We start from the raw sequence: 15,489 nt of genomic DNA on the forward strand, positions 1-15,489 counted from the left end.
TGAGCAGATTTATGCAAAAAAAGGAGAGTATTCCTACTCTCCTAACGTAATATGAGTAATATGAGTAAGTGAAAATTTTCAGCTTAGTGATGAAACCTCGCTTGACGTTCACGCAGTTCACGGGCTTGGCGTTCACGCAGTTCACGGGCTTGGCGTTCACGCAATTCACGGGCTTGGCGTTCACGCAATTCACGGGCTTGACGTTCACGTAATTCGCGAGCGCGTTGTTCACGGATTTGACGTTCGTGTTCGACTTTATTGTTATGAAAAGCTACAGTATTACCATTCAAATGATTGCGATCAGATTTAAATTCAGCAGCATTAGCATTTTGAGAAACAGCAGCAATTGAAGCAGCTGCTAATAAGCTTCCAAGAAGAATAGATTTAAAGCGGTTCATATATCCTTTTATCTGCCTTGCATTACTTGATTTGTACATTCTCAATGTAATCGGAATAATTAGGTACATGCCTGTATACAAAGTCATGTTTAAATAGTTACTTTTGTCATTCCTCAAACCAAATTCCAGTTTAAAATCCAAAAATCGAGCAGTATTGAAATAGGCGATGCCTGCCGCAGGCTACCCCAACGCACTCATTAAAAGATATTTTTAGAGGAAAGTGCGATCGCATAGCCTTGCCGTTAGCCATCACACTTTCCAGCAGATGGTAAAAATACTTGGAGAAAGCCCAAACTAAGAAATTCCTTGCTGGAGTTTATTACTAATAATAGTCAAGCACAGTGATAATAAGGCTTTTGAGAGCCAATACTCTTCACCCTTATTGCGCGATCAGGGGTCAGAAAATTCCGATTCATACAAAAAACCCCAATTTAGGATTGGCACAGTAGTCCCTAATCCCAATTTAAGCCACTCTGTTTTTTTAAAAAACTGACTTTTCTGCTTGCAATCGAGTATGAATTAATTCATCGATTTGCTACATGAACTTGTAGGCTCATGTAGCTTTCGGCGATTCAAAGTGCGGATGAAAGGACTTGAACCTTCACTCCTTTCGGAACTAGAACCTAAATCTAGCGCGTCTGCCAATTCCGCCACATCCGCATCATCAGTTTATAATCTTACCATAAGAAATTATTTTTGGGAATAGGGAATTGGGGAGAAGGCGAACCAAGGTCAGGAGAAGAATAACAATGCCTTATACCCAATGCCCAATTTACATAACTGCAACACGAGGCAGACGATGCTTGAATCCACAGAGAATTTCCCAAGAAATAGTATTTAATTGTTTTGCCCAGTCGTCGGCTGAAATTTGTTCTTTTCCCTGTTCCCCTAGCAAGGTGACTACTTCTCCTTCTTGGATATTGGGTATAGCACTCACATCCAGCATTAACTGATCCATTGTAATTGTCCCGATTTGCGACACCCGTTGACCGCGAATTAATGCCTGCATTTTGTTGGAGAGACTGCGAGGAACACCGTCAGCATAGCCAATTCCCACGACGGCGAGGCGAAGTTCACGTGGGGCAATAAATTGATGGCCGTAACTAACAGCTGTTCCTGCGGCAATTGTTTTAACTTGGGTGACTCGTGCCTTAAGTTGCAAAACTGGCTTGAGGTCGATCGCATTTTGTAAATGCGGCGCTGGATAGAGTCCGTAAACGGCTAAACCTACTCGCACAATGTCGTAGTGCAATGATGAATCTGTGAGTGTAGCGGCTGAGTTGGCCAAGTGCAAGCAGGGTATTTGAATTCCCATTGCTTTGATTTGAGCGATCGCTTCCTCAAATCGTTTATGCTGTTCTTCCATTACCGTCGGATCAAGATCATCTGCTGTTGCCAAGTGGGAATAAATACTGGCAATGGAAAGATGTGGTAAGCGCTGTACTAATTGCACAAATTCGCCAGCTTGCTGCCAATTAGTTCCCAACCTGGACATTCCCGTATCTAATTTGATATGTACGGGCACTGGAGAACCATGATTCATCGATTCCAGAGTATCAGAAAATACTAAAGCTTGTTTAGGGCTACACAGTGTAGGCTGAAGTTTCCATTGGGCGATCGCATGAATTTGTTCTGGTGTATGAGTTGCCCCTAAAATCAAAATGGGCGCTTGAATCCCGCCTTCTCGCAATTGAATAGCTTCTGGAACTGTAGCGACTCCCAGCCAACTAGCTCCCGATTGAATTACGGTTTGAGCGACTGTTACAGCTCCATGTCCATAGGCATCAGCTTTTACTACTGCCATCAACTGGGTATGCGGCGATAAAAACTGTACCAATTGCTGTACATTGTACGACAATGCCCCTAAATCAATTTCTACCCAAGCTCGTTGTGAAAACCACGCGTAGGTGTCGCACTGCTGATTAGAAACTACACCAGGGATTTGTTTGCCACTAAACATTTCTACTGACTCCTATCCCACCACGGCTAAACTTTCAAGTTATCTATCTTTACACGCTGCTAAAAGCCAGATCAGATTAAATAGGAAGTTTAACCTTCATATTGGAATTGATACAAGATGTTGCAGCACTAAAGCAAAAGTTAAGAGTTATGAGTGAAGAGTTAATGGAGTTTAGGACTTATACAAAAACGTTCTAAAAAAATGGCACTAAAATAAGCGCAAACACTTAATATAATTGGCTTTTGGGTCTAAAGGTTCCATCTAAAAAAGCGTGCCATTCAGCTAATGACCATCTACCCAGATGGAAACATCGTTCTTTACGTCAGGTTAGAAGTTTTACTTCCAAACTCCTAACTTCTCACTCCTAACTCCTAACTTTTCACTCATAACTTAATTTCCGAGTTCTCCCGAAAGTATAATTTATTCTCATCTCCCTAGCAGGGTGTATTTGTGTTAATATTTATGTAAAGCTAATACCCTGAGCGCAGATAAATGGGGAAGGTTTTAGTCTTAAACGCCTCTTACGAACCTCTCAATATAACGAGCTGGCGTCGCGCTGCGGTTCTGTTAATCAAGGGCAAAGCAGAACGCGTGGAACACAACGGTAAATTCCTTTACTCGGATTTCCCGCTGCCGACCGTGATCCGGTTGCGTCATTACGTACGTGTTCCTTATAAAGAAATTCCTCTGACTCGCCGAAATATATTGCACCGTGATGGTCATGCCTGTCAATACTGTGGTTACACAGGAGATGAGCTGACCCTAGACCATGTAATACCGCGATCGCGCGGGGGCGGCGATACCTGGGAGAATATTGTTACCGCTTGTGTCCGTTGCAATGTCAAAAAAGGCAGTCGGACTCCCCACGAAGCTCACATGCCTTTGCGTCATCCTCCCCGCCAACCTTATAGCAGCCTCTATTTTGAGGTCAGCAAACATCTTAAGAGTGGACTGCACACAGAGTGGCAAAAGTATGTTATAGGTCTTTGAACAAAAAAGCAGAGGAGTCGAGGAGAAAGAAGAAACACTCTTTTTCTTTGGGACATAACCAATAACTTTAGTTATGGAGTGTTAGAAAAATTGGCGGAATATGGCTGGCTTGCAACGAAGGCGAGTGCGTCAATGCTCAAGCCTCTACTTATTTATTTTAACCCTTTACTCCTTGTCTTCCCTGCCTTCTGCCTTCTTCTACCAGGCTTCGCTCTAAATTATCAGAATTATCAGAATTTTCAAAGGGGATACGAAACACCCATTGTTCATCAAAAATAATTGTTAATTGCTCAATAGTCACAATAATGAGAATATTAAGCATAAGAATATTTCAAATATCAAGGACTAATCCTAAAGTATTAAGATAGAAAGTATGCCCTAAGTCAGATAAAAATCCCGCTGATTCAATTTACGGAAGAGAAAAAAAGCTCCTAAAACAGATTTATGCTGCCAGATACAGCCCGATATCATAAACTTCTTTGCTGTATGCCCTTTAGTGGAAGTTAGTTGATTGTTAAGCGCTGTTACTGACAAAAAATATACTTAGATGTATAGTGCAATGTCTTGAGATTTTTGCGAAGATCATAATAATGTGGCTGAATTCAGGGAATTGCTGCTCGTAGTATTTCTGAATTAAAGGAGCCTCACACTTTAAAAAAGTTCCCTATGTACTTTAATTCTCCCGTTACTCAGTTTGAGAGTTTGTCATTGACCACAGAGCCAAACCCAGAGGAACCTGAAATCGAGAAAGCGCCAGTGGAAGTTGCATTTAAAAGTCCATCATTACCGCCATCGGTAGGTGATGGAGCTATATATCTCAGTCACCGTGGTAATTCTCTGGCACAACAAAAGTCAGAAGAATTGCAAAAAACCCTTTTGGCACACCGACACGATCGCCAACTGGTAATTCTGCAAGATTTTCCTGACCCTGATGCCCTTTCCTGTGCCTGGGCTTATCAGTTAATTGCCCAGCAATATGATATCAAATGTGAAATCATTTATGCTGGCGCATTGAGCCATCAAGAAAATATTGCCTTGGTAAGGCTGACTAATTTACCTATCCAACGCTGGACAACGCAAACCTTGAAAACAAAAGACTTGTCATCTTATCAAGGTTTTGTGCTAATTGACAACCAGGGAACCACTTCGCAACTACTGTCAGCGGTGCAGCAGGCTGGAATTCCTTTAGTGGTACTCATCGACCATCACAGTATCCAAGGCGATTTGCAATCAGAGTTTGAGGATATTCGTCCTTATGTAAGAGCAACGGCAACAATTTTTACTCAATACCTGCAAACAGGATTATTAGCATTAGATAGCAGCATAAATCAACACGTCAAATGCGCTACTGCCTTGATGCATGGCTTGCGATCGGATACAAATCGGCTCATGCAAGCGCAAGAAGAAGATTTTATGGCAGCGGCGTATTTAAGCCGATTTTATGACGCCCAACTGCTGAATGCCATTTTACAGGCCAACCGTTCCAAGCGGGTAATGGATGTGATCGAGCGATCGCTAAAAAATCGCATCGTCCAAAATAACTTTTCCATTGCTGGTGTTGGTTATCTACGCTACGAAGACCGTGATGCCATCCCCCAAGCGGCTGATTTTCTCGTCACCGAAGAAAACGTTCACACTGCCGTAGTTTATGGCATTGTTCACGATGAAGACGAAGAATTAGAAATAGTCATTGGCTCCCTGAGAACCAGCAAACTCACCCTTGACCCCGATGAATTCATTAAAGAAGCCTTTGGACAAGATAGTGCAGGGCGCTTTTTCGGCGGTGGAAGAACAAGCGCAGGTGGCTTTGAAATTCCAATGGGCTTCTTATCTGGCAGCAACGAAAATTCTGCTTATGCGAAAATGAAATGGGAAGTCTTCGACGCTCAAATTAAGCAAAAACTGTTGAGGTTAGTTAATCCGAGAGATAACCCGATTCAGTCGGAGTAGAGGGAACTCAAGAAGACAGGGAAAACTCCTAACCAATGCAGCAGTCAAAGTGTTTGGTCACATAGCATCCATTCCCGATTTTTGATAAAAGTCGGGAATTTGGGTTTTATGACAAATTCTGAACTAAATCAAAGTTAACTTGCGCCTACCTATTTATTCGCCAAGGAGAAGCGCCATGAAGATTATAGAACTGCAAATGTTACAAACTCTGTATGAGCAAGATTATTGTGCTTGGGTAGAGCAGATAGCAGAGCTTTTGCGATCGCATCAGTGGGACACGCTGGATTTAGAACACTTGATTGAGGAAGTGGTGGACTTGGGTAAGAGTCAACAGCGAGCGTTGCAAAGTGCGTTGCGGTTAATCTTATCGCATTTGTTGAAGTGGAAGTATCAACCCGAACGTCGTAGTCAGAGTTGGCAAGTGACCATTACCCGTGAGCGACTGAATATAGATGAATTGCTGCAAGAAAGTCCCAGCTTGCGCCGTTTTTTAAATGATTCCGAGTGGATAAATACTACCTATCAAAGAGCGCGGCGAGAGGCAATGGTGGAAACAAGTTTATCAGAAGATAACTTTGCGATCGCTTGTCCCTTTTCTGTTGATGAGATTTTAGACTTAGACTTTTATCCTAACCCTGACGAATAACCATGTAGAATTTTTGTATAAATGTAGATATGCTCAATATGATGAGTAATCATCTGTGAAAATTGCTGTAAATTTGTTAACTAATTATAAAAATATGCACTTGGGATGCGAATAATACCTTTTGAATTTCTCATTCCCAGACGACCTGTTTCGTTACAGACAAAGAAAAAATAAAACCTTCAGGCATGGAAGAATTTTGTACGCGTTGAAGCTCAAAAACTTTGGAAAAATCGCAGCGTCATTAAACAAGGTGATCTACAACTAACGCTAGTTTATCTTTGTGATGAGTTCCCGGCTGACACTGATAACATTATCAAGCCAATTCAGGATGCACTTGTAAACTTAGTTTTTGAAGATGATAATTTAGTATCAGATGTAGATAGTCATCGTCGATTTATATCTGACCCGATTGATATTAGAAATCTACCTTCCCTATTACAGCGTGCTGTAATCACAGGTAAAGAGTGTGTTTATGTAAAAGTGAGTGAATCTCAACCACTGGAAAAATACTTATGATTAACAATACTAAAACTCTATATGATGAAAAAGTAAAATCTTTGGCAGAGAAGTACGAAAGCCAAGGATTTCGTGTTTCCATTGAACCTAAAACAGATGAATTACCATTCGAGTTGGGTAACTACCAGCCAGATATGATTGCTATTAAAGACGACTCAGGTTTGGTAATTGAAGTAAAAACCAGCCTCAGCCGAATGTCAGTTGATCGTTTACAGGCTTTAGCAGAGGAAGTGAGTAAACATCCAGGCTGGCGTTTTTTATTGCTAACACTTGAAGACATAGAAGCTAAATCATTACCTGGAACATCCGAACAATTTCCTTCATGGCAAGAGCTAACTAATCGGTTTATCCAAGCACATAAGCTTATTGAAAATGATGAAACTGAGCCTGCTTTTCTTTTGATGTGGAGTCTATTTGAGGGGGCTTTAAGAAAGCGAGCAGTCGATGTGTCAATTCCTATTGAACGTTTCCCAGTTATAGGATTACTAAGACATCTGTACTCTTTGGGAGAGTTATCAATCTCTCAATTCGAGCTTGCTCAAGCTTGTTTTGAAGTTTGGAATCGGCTTGCTCACGGATATATTGAAAACCTAAATTTGCCAGTTGTACATAATTTTGACAATTTGGTTCGTGAATTATTAGGAAAATGGACAGTCGAACTCGCTATTAGTCAACTTTCATCAGAGAATCTAGCTGCTTTTCGTGCCTGGTTTGGGGAATTCGATGCAGCATCCTTGGATAAACGAGAAGAATTAAGGAGAAATTTAATCAATCAGACAAGCCTTCTTTTAGCGCAAGAATTAATAAGAAATGAGAAACTAAAGAAGGAATTAAACGTAAACGACGAACAGGTTATAAACGTCGAATTCGCTGTTAGTCTACTTTCACCAGCGGATCTCGCCGCATTTCGTACATGGTTTGCGGAATTCGATGCAGCAGCCTGGGATAAACAGATTGAAAAAGATGTGGCTGCTGGTCGGTTAGATGCATTGGCACAGAAAGCACTCAAACATCTGCGAGAAGGGCGTTGTACTGACCTGTGAAACATCGAGCAACCCCTGATTTTTGGTATTACTATCGCCAGTTACCAATTGATATCCAAGAACTTGCCGATCGATGTTATAAGTTTCTTCGGGAAAATCCCAAATATCCATCATTGCATTTCAAAAAAGTCGGTCAGTTTTGGTCAGTGCGTATTGGTATTATCGGGCGCTTGCTGTAAAAGAAGATGATAATTTTGTATGGTTTTGGATTGGATCACATCCAGAGTATGACAGATTGCTAAGTGGTGGATAGCGTTCTAACATTGCATAAGAGCAGCCTAATTGATAACTCATAATACAAAGTATGGAACTATACTTAATTCGTCATGGCATCGCCGAAGACAAGGAATTAGGCATCAAAGATGAGGAGCGCAGCCTAACCAAAGAAGGGCGGCAAAAAACTGAGAAAGTTGCCCAGAAACTTGTTAAATTAGGTTTAAACTTTGATTTAATTCTCACCAGTCCCTTAGTGCGGGCGCGCCAAACGGCTGAAATCCTCATAGCAGAAAAACTAAGCTCCCAGTTAGAGGAATCTAGCCACCTCGCACCCGATGGTCAAATTTCTAGTTGGCTCAAAGACTGGTTAGAACCAAGAAATTATTCCCAAAATACCCAACTAGCACTGGTTGGACACGAACCTAATTTGAGCAATTGGGCAGAAATTCTCCTGTGGGGAGAAGTCAAAGCAAGCTTAGTCTTGAAAAAAGCAGGTATGATTGGGATAAAACTACCAGAAACAGGTTCTCCTCTGGGTCGGAGTCAGATGTTTTGGTTGACACCACCCAAGTACCTGCTATAACAGTTTTTCAACATTTCCAATTGTTGTTAGAACGGCTACTGTTATGGCGACAATAAATTTCTGGTAAGTTAGCTTGATCAGATATTTCACAAAGCGAATGGTGTTGCCATGATGGTGTGCGAATACAAGCCTGGTTTAGAAGGCATTCCCGCCGCTCAATCAAGTATCAGCTATGTTGATGGGCAAAAGGGAATACTAGAATATCGTGGCATTAGGATTGAGGAACTAGCAGAAAAAAGTACATTCTTAGAAACTGCTTATCTCTTAATCTGGGGTAAACTGCCAAGCAAGGAAGAACTGGAAACATTTGAGCATGAAGTTCGTTACCACCGACGGATTAAGTACCGCATTCGGGACATGATGAAATGCTTTCCAGAAAGTGGCCACCCAATGGATGCCCTACAAGCTTCTGCTGCTGCTTTAGGCTTGTTTTATTCGCTCCGCGATTTGCACAATCCTGTCTACATTCGAGATTCAGTGGTGCGCCTGATAGCAACCATTCCCACGATGGTGGCGGCGTTCCAACTGATGCGGAAAGGCAATGATCCTGTGCGTCCCCGTGATGACTTAGACTATTCAGCCAACTTTTTATACATGCTCGATGAGCGAGAACCCGATCCTCTGATGGCGCGAGTTTTTGATATCTGCTTGATACTTCAAGTCGAGCATACAATGAATGCTTCTACTTTCAGTGCCAGGGTGACAGCTTCCACCTTGACTGATCCTTATGCTGTGGTTGCTAGTGCTGTGGGAACTTTGGGTGGGCCTCTGCATGGGGGAGCCAATGAAGAAGTAATTCAGATGTTGGAAAAAATTGGCTCTGTAGAAAATGTCCGTCCCTACATAGAGCATTGTCTGGAAACTAAATCTAAAATTATGGGCTTTGGACATCGTGTGTATAAAGTGAAAGACCCACGAGCCATAATTTTACAAGGACTAGCAGAGCAATTGTTTGAAAAGTTTGGCCATGACAAATTTTATGACATTGCTCAAGAAATGGAACGAGTGGTAGAGGAAAAACTTGGTAGCAAGGGAATTTATCCCAATATTGACTTTTATTCCGGTTTGGTGTATAGGAAGATGGGAATTCCCACCGACTTGTTTACGCCAATATTTGCGATCGCTCGTGTTGCCGGTTGGCTAGCCCACTGGAAAGAACAACTAGCAGAAAACCGGATTTTCCGTCCTACCCAGGTTTACAACGGTCTGCACGAAGTTACTTATACCCCCATTGACAAACGGTAAATGGGCATAGGGCATGGGGCATTGGGCATTGGGTACAAGAGGCAGAGGTGCGGAGGGGCAGAGGGGCAGAGGGGAAAGACTTACTGCAACTTCTCCTCTGCTCCCCTGCCCCCTTGCTCCCCTGCTCCCCCATCCCTCAATAGCCAATCTCAATGCCAACCATAAGTAGAAATTCTCATCTCGCTTCAGGGTGGTCAAACCATCCAACGATATACTAGGCATGGGAATTGGCAACAAATCTTCAATCGGGCGTCATCTGGGCAAAAATTAAAAATGGGTGAATTTACAGGTATTAATTTAACTAATAGTTGTAACTCACCATGACTCGATGTCTTAAAGAGCGGAAACATGAATTCAGGAATTGACCTCCAAGGAACTTTTATTGAATCCCTCCGGGATTTAGGCATACCAGCAGGAACAGCCAAAGCGATTTGGATGCCCTTGCCAATGATACTGATGCTGATTGGGGCAACAGTGGGGGTATTAGTTGCTACTTGGCTAGAACGGAAAATTTCTGCCTCCGCACAGCAGCGAATTGGGCCAGAATACCAGGGGCCTTTTGGGTTGCTGGTGCCTGTAGCGGATGGTCTGAAGTTGTTATTTAAAGAAGATATAGTACCAGCCAAATCTGACCCTTGGCTGTTTACCCTCGGGCCAATTATTGTTGTAATTCCGGTATTTCTGTCGTTCCTGATCGTTCCCTTTGGGCAGAATATCGTAGTTAGTAATGTGGGTATGGGCGTATTCTTGTGGATTGCCTTGTCAAGCATTCAACCCATTGGCTTGTTGATGGCTGGCTACGCATCTAATAATAAATACTCCCTCTTAGGGGGCTTGCGGGCAGCAGCGCAATCTATTAGTTATGAAATTCCCTTGGCGTTGGCGGTGTTAGCGATCGCTATGATGTCTAACAGCCTCAGCACCGTTGATATTGTCAATCAACAATCTGGCTACGGCATCCTGGGCTGGAACATTTGGCGACAACCAATCGGTTTTCTGATCTTTTGGATAGCCGCCCTAGCTGAATGCGAACGATTACCCTTTGACTTACCCGAAGCGGAAGAAGAAATCGTTGCAGGATATCAGACTGAATACTCAGGCATGAAATTCGGTCTGTTCTACCTGGGTTCCTACGTTAACTTGATCCTTTCTTCCCTACTAGTAGCAATTCTCTACCTGGGCGGTTGGGACTTTCCTATTCCTCTTAACCTCATCGCTGATTGGCTTGGAGTCAGTGAAGTAAATCCCGTGTTCCAGATAGTAACTGCTTCTTTGGGGATAACGATGACCGTCTTCAAAGCCTATCTACTAGTATTTGTCGCCATCCTGTTGCGCTGGACAGTGCCACGGGTACGGATTGACCAACTGTTAGATTTAGGATGGAAGTTTTTGTTACCAGTCGGCTTGGTTAATCTCCTATTAACCGCCGCCCTGAAACTAGCCTTTCCCTTCGCTTTTGGTGGTTAGTCATTAGTCATTAGTCGTTAGTCATTAGTACAAATGACTAATGACCAAGGACAAAGGACAAGGGACAAATAACGCTGATAGCTTAAAAAGAGAGAGTGAAACACAATGCTCAAGTTCCTAAAACAAGTTGGTGATTACGCCAAAGAAACGGTACAAGCTGCGCGTTATATTGGTCAGGGGCTTTCTGTCACCTTCGATCACATGCGGCGGCGTCCAATTACTGTCCAGTACCCTTACGAGAAACTGATTCCTGGTGAACGGTTTCGCGGTAGAATTCACTTTGAATTTGATAAGTGTATCGCTTGCGAAGTCTGTGTTCGCGTTTGTCCAATTAACTTGCCTGTAGTAGATTGGGAATTCGACAAAGCCAGCAAAAAGAAAAAACTCAACCACTACAGCATTGACTTTGGAGTTTGTATCTTTTGCGGTAATTGTGTGGAATTTTGCCCCACTAACTGTCTATCCATGACAGAAGAGTATGAGCTTGCTACTTACGATCGCCATGAATTGAACTATGACAACGTGGCGTTAGGTCGTCTGCCTTATAAGGTGACAGATGATCCAATGGTTACACCACTGCGCGAACTAGTTTACCTACCCAAAGGCGTCCTCGAACCACATGGACTGCCCGCAGATGCGCCACGTGCGGGTGCGCGTCCAGAAGACCTCGTAGAACAAACAGAAAAATAAATGTCATTTGTAATTTGTCCATTGTCATTTGTCCTTTGTTATTTGACCAATACTTCTCTACTAGAGGCTGTACCAACGGCAAAGCTCAGTACAAATGACCAATGACTAATGACCAATGACTAATGACCAATGACTAATGATCAATGACCCTTCGGGTGACGCTCCTGCGTCGCTATCGCTTCGCTAACGCCAGTTGCTCATGGGGGAAAGCCCCAAGACCGCACTGGCTCACCAATGACCAATGACTAAGGACAAAAAACAGTGAATCTAGCAGAAGGAGTACAGTTAGTATCACTTGGCATACTGAGCGTGATGATGATTGGGGCAGCCATTGGTGTGGTGCTGTTCTCTAACATTGTCTATTCTGCCTTTATGTTGGGGGGTGTGTTCATCAGCATAGCGGGAATCTACCTGTTGCTAAATGCTGATTTTGTTGCAGCTGCACAAATACTAATTTACGTTGGGGCGGTTAACGTGTTGATTTTGTTTGCCATTATGTTGGTGAACAAGCGAGAGAATTTTGTCGCATTTCCCAACTCTTGGGTGCGAAAAGTCCTAACAGGTATAGTTAGTGTAGGATTGTTTGGTCTTTTAAGTACGATGGTACTAGCTACTCCTTGGGTCTACTCAACAACTGCTCCTGTGGTGGGTGGTGAAAGTTCTATTATTTTGATTGGAGAGCATTTCTTCACTGACTTTTTACTACCTTTTGAACTGGCTTCCATTTTGCTGCTGATAGCGATGGTAGGAGCAATTATTTTGGCACGTCGCGAGTATTTGCCAGACCCACTGACACCATCCGATCTGCGGCAGACTGTTTTGACTTTGCAAGAACGCCCCAGAGAACTAGTATCAACAACTAGCGAAACAAAAGAGTAATATTTGCAACCTCAGTCGTAGATAGACAGCCAGCTTTTCCAGTAGGGATACTTAGATTCATGCAACTCCAGTACTTTTTGTTACTAGCAGCAGCTTTATTCTGCATCGGCATTTACGGTTTAATTACCAGCCGCAACGCTGTGCGGGTGCTGATGTCAATTGAATTACTGCTCAATGCTGTTAATCTGAATTTAATGGCATTTTCCAACTTCCTCGACTCAACATTAATTAAGGGTCAGGTTTTCACAGTATTTGTGATTACCGTGGCCGCAGCCGAGGCGGCGGTGGGTTTAGCGATCGTGCTGGCCATTTATCGCAACCGCGATACCGTCGATATGGAGCAGTTTAATCTCCTGAAATGGTAATTGTGCGTGCAACTCAAGCAGGTAATCATTGCTTATAAAGCGCGGGATGCCCGGAGTAAACAATGGGCAGAAATCTGTGCGAAACAACTAGAAAGTCGCGATTGCCAAGTGTTGATGGGGCCTAGCGGGCCGAAAGACAACCCCTATCCAGTCTTTTTGGCTTCAGCGGGTCAACCAATCGATCTCGCTTTGGTACTCGGCGGCGATGGTACTGTTTTAACTGGTGCCAGACATTTAGCCCCAGCTGGTATCCCAATTCTGGGAGTGAATGTGGGAGGACATCTGGGGTTTTTAACTGAGTCAGTGGAAGAGTTTCAGGATACAGAGAAAGTTTGGGATCGGCTGTTTGAGGATCGCTATGCTATCCAACGACGGATGATGTTACAAGCTGCGGTGTATGAGGGTCATGGGTCTAATTTAGAACCAGTGAGTGAGCATTACCTGGCTTTGAATGAATTTTGTGTCAAACCCGCCTCCGCTGACCGAATGATCACCTCAATTCTGGAAATGGAAATCGATGGTGAGGTAGTTGATCAATACGTCGGGGATGGGTTGATTATTTCCACTCCTACAGGTTCCACAGGTTACACCGTTTCTGCTAATGGGCCAATTATGCACGATGGTATGGAGGCGATTACCGTCACTCCCATTTGTGCAATGAGCCTTTCTAGTCGCTCCCTGGTTTTACCTCCTGGTTCTGTGGTGAGTATTTGGCCTTTGGGTGATTACGATTTGAGTACCAAGCTGTGGACAGATGGGGTTTTAGGGACTTCAATTTGGCCCGGACACCGTGTTGATGTGCGGATGGCAGATTGTCGGGCTAAATTTATTATTTTGCGCGAGAACAATTCCTACTATCAGACGCTACGGGAAAAGTTGCTGTGGGCAGGTACAAGGGTTCACTACAGCAATAATCACCGTAATTAATTAAGTATTTTAGAGTGCATTTACCGCAGATTGCGATCAGGCATCGCAACCAAAATTATCCAAGCCCCTGGATTCATCCGGGGGCTTTCTGCCTGATTTTGATTCTTTTAACTGACTTGCATTTATAGCGTATATCAAAGGAAAATTTTGTATCTTATTGCCAGATTTTTTAGGAATTAATGTCCATAATAAAAACACTCTACCTCTAATCCCAGAAAGTAAAAAAGTTCTCTAAAGGATCTTTTATCGAAAACCCTCTCAATCACCCTTCGACACATTAATGCATAATGTGAGCTACTTGTATAGCCCCTAAATCCTGGAAGGATATTTTCGCAAATCTAAGTAGGAAGATAGATGGAAGTTTCTGGACGCAACATCAATTACCCACTGAATCCTCTTCCCCCTCTTGAAGATTTTCCCGTCCTTAAAACTGAAAAATATATCCTACGACTTGCTTCAACTGAAGAAGAATTAGAATCAATTTTTCGGTTACGTTTTGAAGTTTTTAATCTGGAACTAGGCTTAGGATTCTCTACTTCCAACTTTACCCAGATGGATATAGATAAGTTTGATGCGATTTGCCATCATTTAATCCTGATCTCCAAGCAGACGGGTAAAACGATTGGAACATATCGGATGCAAACCTATACAATGGCTTCTCAAAGACTGGGCTTTGATGCTGCCGATATATTTAATCTTAATGGAATTCCTAATTCTGTGCTTCAAGTATCAGTAGAAGTTGGACGTGCATGTATAGCTAAAGAATATCGCAATAGTCAGGCACTTTTATTACTCTGGGAAGGGCTGGCAAATTATCTCATCTGGAGTAAAAACCAATATTTCTTTGGCTGTGCATCATTACTAACGCAATGTCCCTGGCAAGCTACTTGCGCTTATGATTATTTTCGGCAGAATGGCTTGATGCATCCAAGTATTTTGGTTTATCCAAATTCACAATCTTATCTAGAATTACCTCAAGATTGTCCAGATTCATATAATTTAGAAATTCCTAAAATTTTACAGGCATACTTGAATATTGGAGCGAAAATATGCAGTGTTCCAGCTATTGATTCACAGTTTAAAACTATTGATTTTTTAACTATATCTAATAGCAAAGACTTTGCTAGATGGCGTTACCAAATTTTGTGAAAATTCTCTTTTAAGCTAACAACAGTCAGTCGCAGGTAGCTAGAGGAACTAAAATTTGATGTTCATGACTCTAAATCTGGAGCGATCGCATCAACTTCAACTTCAATTAACATCCCTGGATCAACTAAGGATTTAACTTCTACCATAGTTGAAGCTGGTGGATTTTCTCCAAAGAATTCTTGATGTGCTCGTCCAAATTCAGCCCAACAGCTAATGTTTGTAACGAACATCCGAGTCCGCACAACATTGCTTTGATCGGCATCTAAGTCTTGTAAAGCTTTTTGGATAATTTCAAAACAGCGCTTTGCCTGTGCATAAGCATCGCCAGGAGCAAAAACACCTCCTGTGGTATCAACTGGTGCAGTACCAGAAATATAAATGTGGTTTCCGACTCTTATGCCTCGACAGTAACCTACTTTTGACTCCCAAGATGCATTAGAAAATGTCCGCTTGAGTTGCATGGTA

Annotated in this window: 17 protein-coding genes, 1 tRNA gene and 1 pseudogene; 14 read left to right on the forward strand and 5 right to left on the reverse strand. The window is 42.6% G+C overall.

Annotated elements, in window-relative coordinates; all coding sequences use genetic code 11:
- Positions 1–83: 83 nt before the first annotated feature.
- The 3 genes from HWQ44_RS28585 to alr form a co-directional block, all read right to left on the reverse strand.
- Positions 84–398: a hypothetical protein gene (locus HWQ44_RS28585; protein ID WP_292725335.1), complete on the reverse strand. Its 315-nt coding sequence runs from the start codon at positions 396–398 to the stop codon at positions 84–86.
- Positions 399–976: 578 nt separating this feature from the next.
- Positions 977–1,058, reverse strand: a tRNA-Leu gene (locus HWQ44_RS28590).
- Between the two features lie 112 nt (positions 1,059–1,170).
- Positions 1,171–2,358 (reverse strand): alanine racemase, encoded by a 1,188-nt coding sequence (gene alr / locus HWQ44_RS28595; protein ID WP_292725336.1) that lies wholly within the window; start codon positions 2,356–2,358, stop codon positions 1,171–1,173.
- Positions 2,359–2,850: 492 nt separating this feature from the next.
- Between alr and HWQ44_RS28600 the strand changes: the two genes are divergently transcribed.
- A complete protein-coding gene (locus HWQ44_RS28600) occupies positions 2,851–3,348 on the forward strand; it encodes an HNH endonuclease (RefSeq protein ID WP_181928621.1) in 498 nt (165 codons plus the stop codon).
- A gap of 157 nt (positions 3,349–3,505) precedes the next feature.
- Here the strand turns inward: HWQ44_RS28600 and HWQ44_RS28605 are convergent, their stop codons facing one another.
- Positions 3,506–3,670, reverse strand: a complete 165-nt coding sequence (locus HWQ44_RS28605; protein ID WP_292725337.1) for a hypothetical protein — start codon at positions 3,668–3,670, stop codon at positions 3,506–3,508.
- A 344-nt stretch (positions 3,671–4,014) separates the two neighbouring features.
- Here HWQ44_RS28605 and HWQ44_RS28610 point away from each other — a divergent pair, with 344 nt between their 5' ends.
- From HWQ44_RS28610 to HWQ44_RS28670, 13 genes and pseudogenes are all read left to right on the forward strand, one after another.
- The gene (locus tag HWQ44_RS28610; protein ID WP_292725338.1) at positions 4,015–5,298 is read left to right on the forward strand and encodes a bifunctional oligoribonuclease/PAP phosphatase NrnA; all 1,284 of its coding nucleotides are present in this window, start codon (positions 4,015–4,017) and stop codon (positions 5,296–5,298) included.
- A gap of 175 nt (positions 5,299–5,473) precedes the next feature.
- Positions 5,474–5,944 (forward strand): DUF29 domain-containing protein, encoded by a 471-nt coding sequence (locus tag HWQ44_RS28615; protein ID WP_292725339.1) that lies wholly within the window; start codon positions 5,474–5,476, stop codon positions 5,942–5,944.
- 240 nt (positions 5,945–6,184) lie between these two features.
- Positions 6,185–6,460, forward strand: coding sequence for a RusA family crossover junction endodeoxyribonuclease (locus HWQ44_RS28620; RefSeq protein WP_334728371.1), 276 nt, complete (start codon positions 6,185–6,187; stop codon positions 6,458–6,460).
- Positions 6,457–7,503 (forward strand): hypothetical protein, encoded by a 1,047-nt coding sequence (locus HWQ44_RS28625; protein ID WP_292725340.1) that lies wholly within the window; start codon positions 6,457–6,459, stop codon positions 7,501–7,503. Before HWQ44_RS28620 ends, HWQ44_RS28625 begins: the two co-directional genes overlap by 4 nt.
- Positions 7,500–7,756: pseudogene (locus tag HWQ44_RS28630) on the forward strand (hypothetical protein). The gene HWQ44_RS28625 and the pseudogene HWQ44_RS28630 overlap by 4 nt, the downstream one beginning before the upstream one ends.
- Positions 7,757–7,807: 51 nt before the next feature.
- Entirely contained in the window at positions 7,808–8,302 is a 495-nt protein-coding gene (sixA, locus tag HWQ44_RS28635; RefSeq protein ID WP_292725341.1) for a phosphohistidine phosphatase SixA, read from the forward strand.
- 108 nt (positions 8,303–8,410) lie between these two features.
- Entirely contained in the window at positions 8,411–9,547 is a 1,137-nt protein-coding gene (locus HWQ44_RS28640) for a citrate synthase (RefSeq protein WP_292725342.1), read from the forward strand.
- 348 nt (positions 9,548–9,895) lie between these two features.
- On the forward strand, positions 9,896–11,014 hold the full coding sequence (gene nuoH / locus HWQ44_RS28645) for an NADH-quinone oxidoreductase subunit NuoH (RefSeq protein WP_292725343.1): 1,119 nt from the start codon (positions 9,896–9,898) through the stop codon (positions 11,012–11,014).
- 105 nt (positions 11,015–11,119) lie between these two features.
- On the forward strand, positions 11,120–11,704 hold the full coding sequence (gene ndhI, locus HWQ44_RS28650; RefSeq protein WP_179068289.1) for an NAD(P)H-quinone oxidoreductase subunit I: 585 nt from the start codon (positions 11,120–11,122) through the stop codon (positions 11,702–11,704).
- 261 nt (positions 11,705–11,965) lie between these two features.
- A complete protein-coding gene (locus HWQ44_RS28655) occupies positions 11,966–12,583 on the forward strand; it encodes an NADH-quinone oxidoreductase subunit J (protein ID WP_292725344.1) in 618 nt (205 codons plus the stop codon).
- 59 nt (positions 12,584–12,642) lie between these two features.
- Positions 12,643–12,948, forward strand: coding sequence for an NADH-quinone oxidoreductase subunit NuoK (gene nuoK / locus HWQ44_RS28660; protein ID WP_006199065.1), 306 nt, complete (start codon positions 12,643–12,645; stop codon positions 12,946–12,948).
- A gap of 6 nt (positions 12,949–12,954) precedes the next feature.
- Positions 12,955–13,875 carry an NAD(+) kinase gene (locus HWQ44_RS28665; protein WP_292725345.1) on the forward strand — a complete coding sequence of 307 codons (921 nt, stop codon included), beginning with the start codon at positions 12,955–12,957 and terminating at the stop codon, positions 13,873–13,875.
- Positions 13,876–14,229: 354 nt separating this feature from the next.
- Entirely contained in the window at positions 14,230–15,024 is a 795-nt protein-coding gene (locus HWQ44_RS28670) for a GNAT family N-acyltransferase (protein WP_292725346.1), read from the forward strand.
- Between the two features lie 62 nt (positions 15,025–15,086).
- On the opposite strand, the gene HWQ44_RS28675 is transcribed toward HWQ44_RS28670, so the two are convergent.
- Positions 15,087–15,485 (reverse strand): RidA family protein, encoded by a 399-nt coding sequence (locus HWQ44_RS28675; protein WP_292725347.1) that lies wholly within the window; start codon positions 15,483–15,485, stop codon positions 15,087–15,089.
- Between the last annotated feature and the right edge of the window lie 4 nt (positions 15,486–15,489).

The organism is Nostoc sp. JL34 (genome assembly GCF_017114945.1).
In the GTDB taxonomy this organism is placed as follows: domain Bacteria; phylum Cyanobacteriota; class Cyanobacteriia; order Cyanobacteriales; family Nostocaceae; genus Nostoc.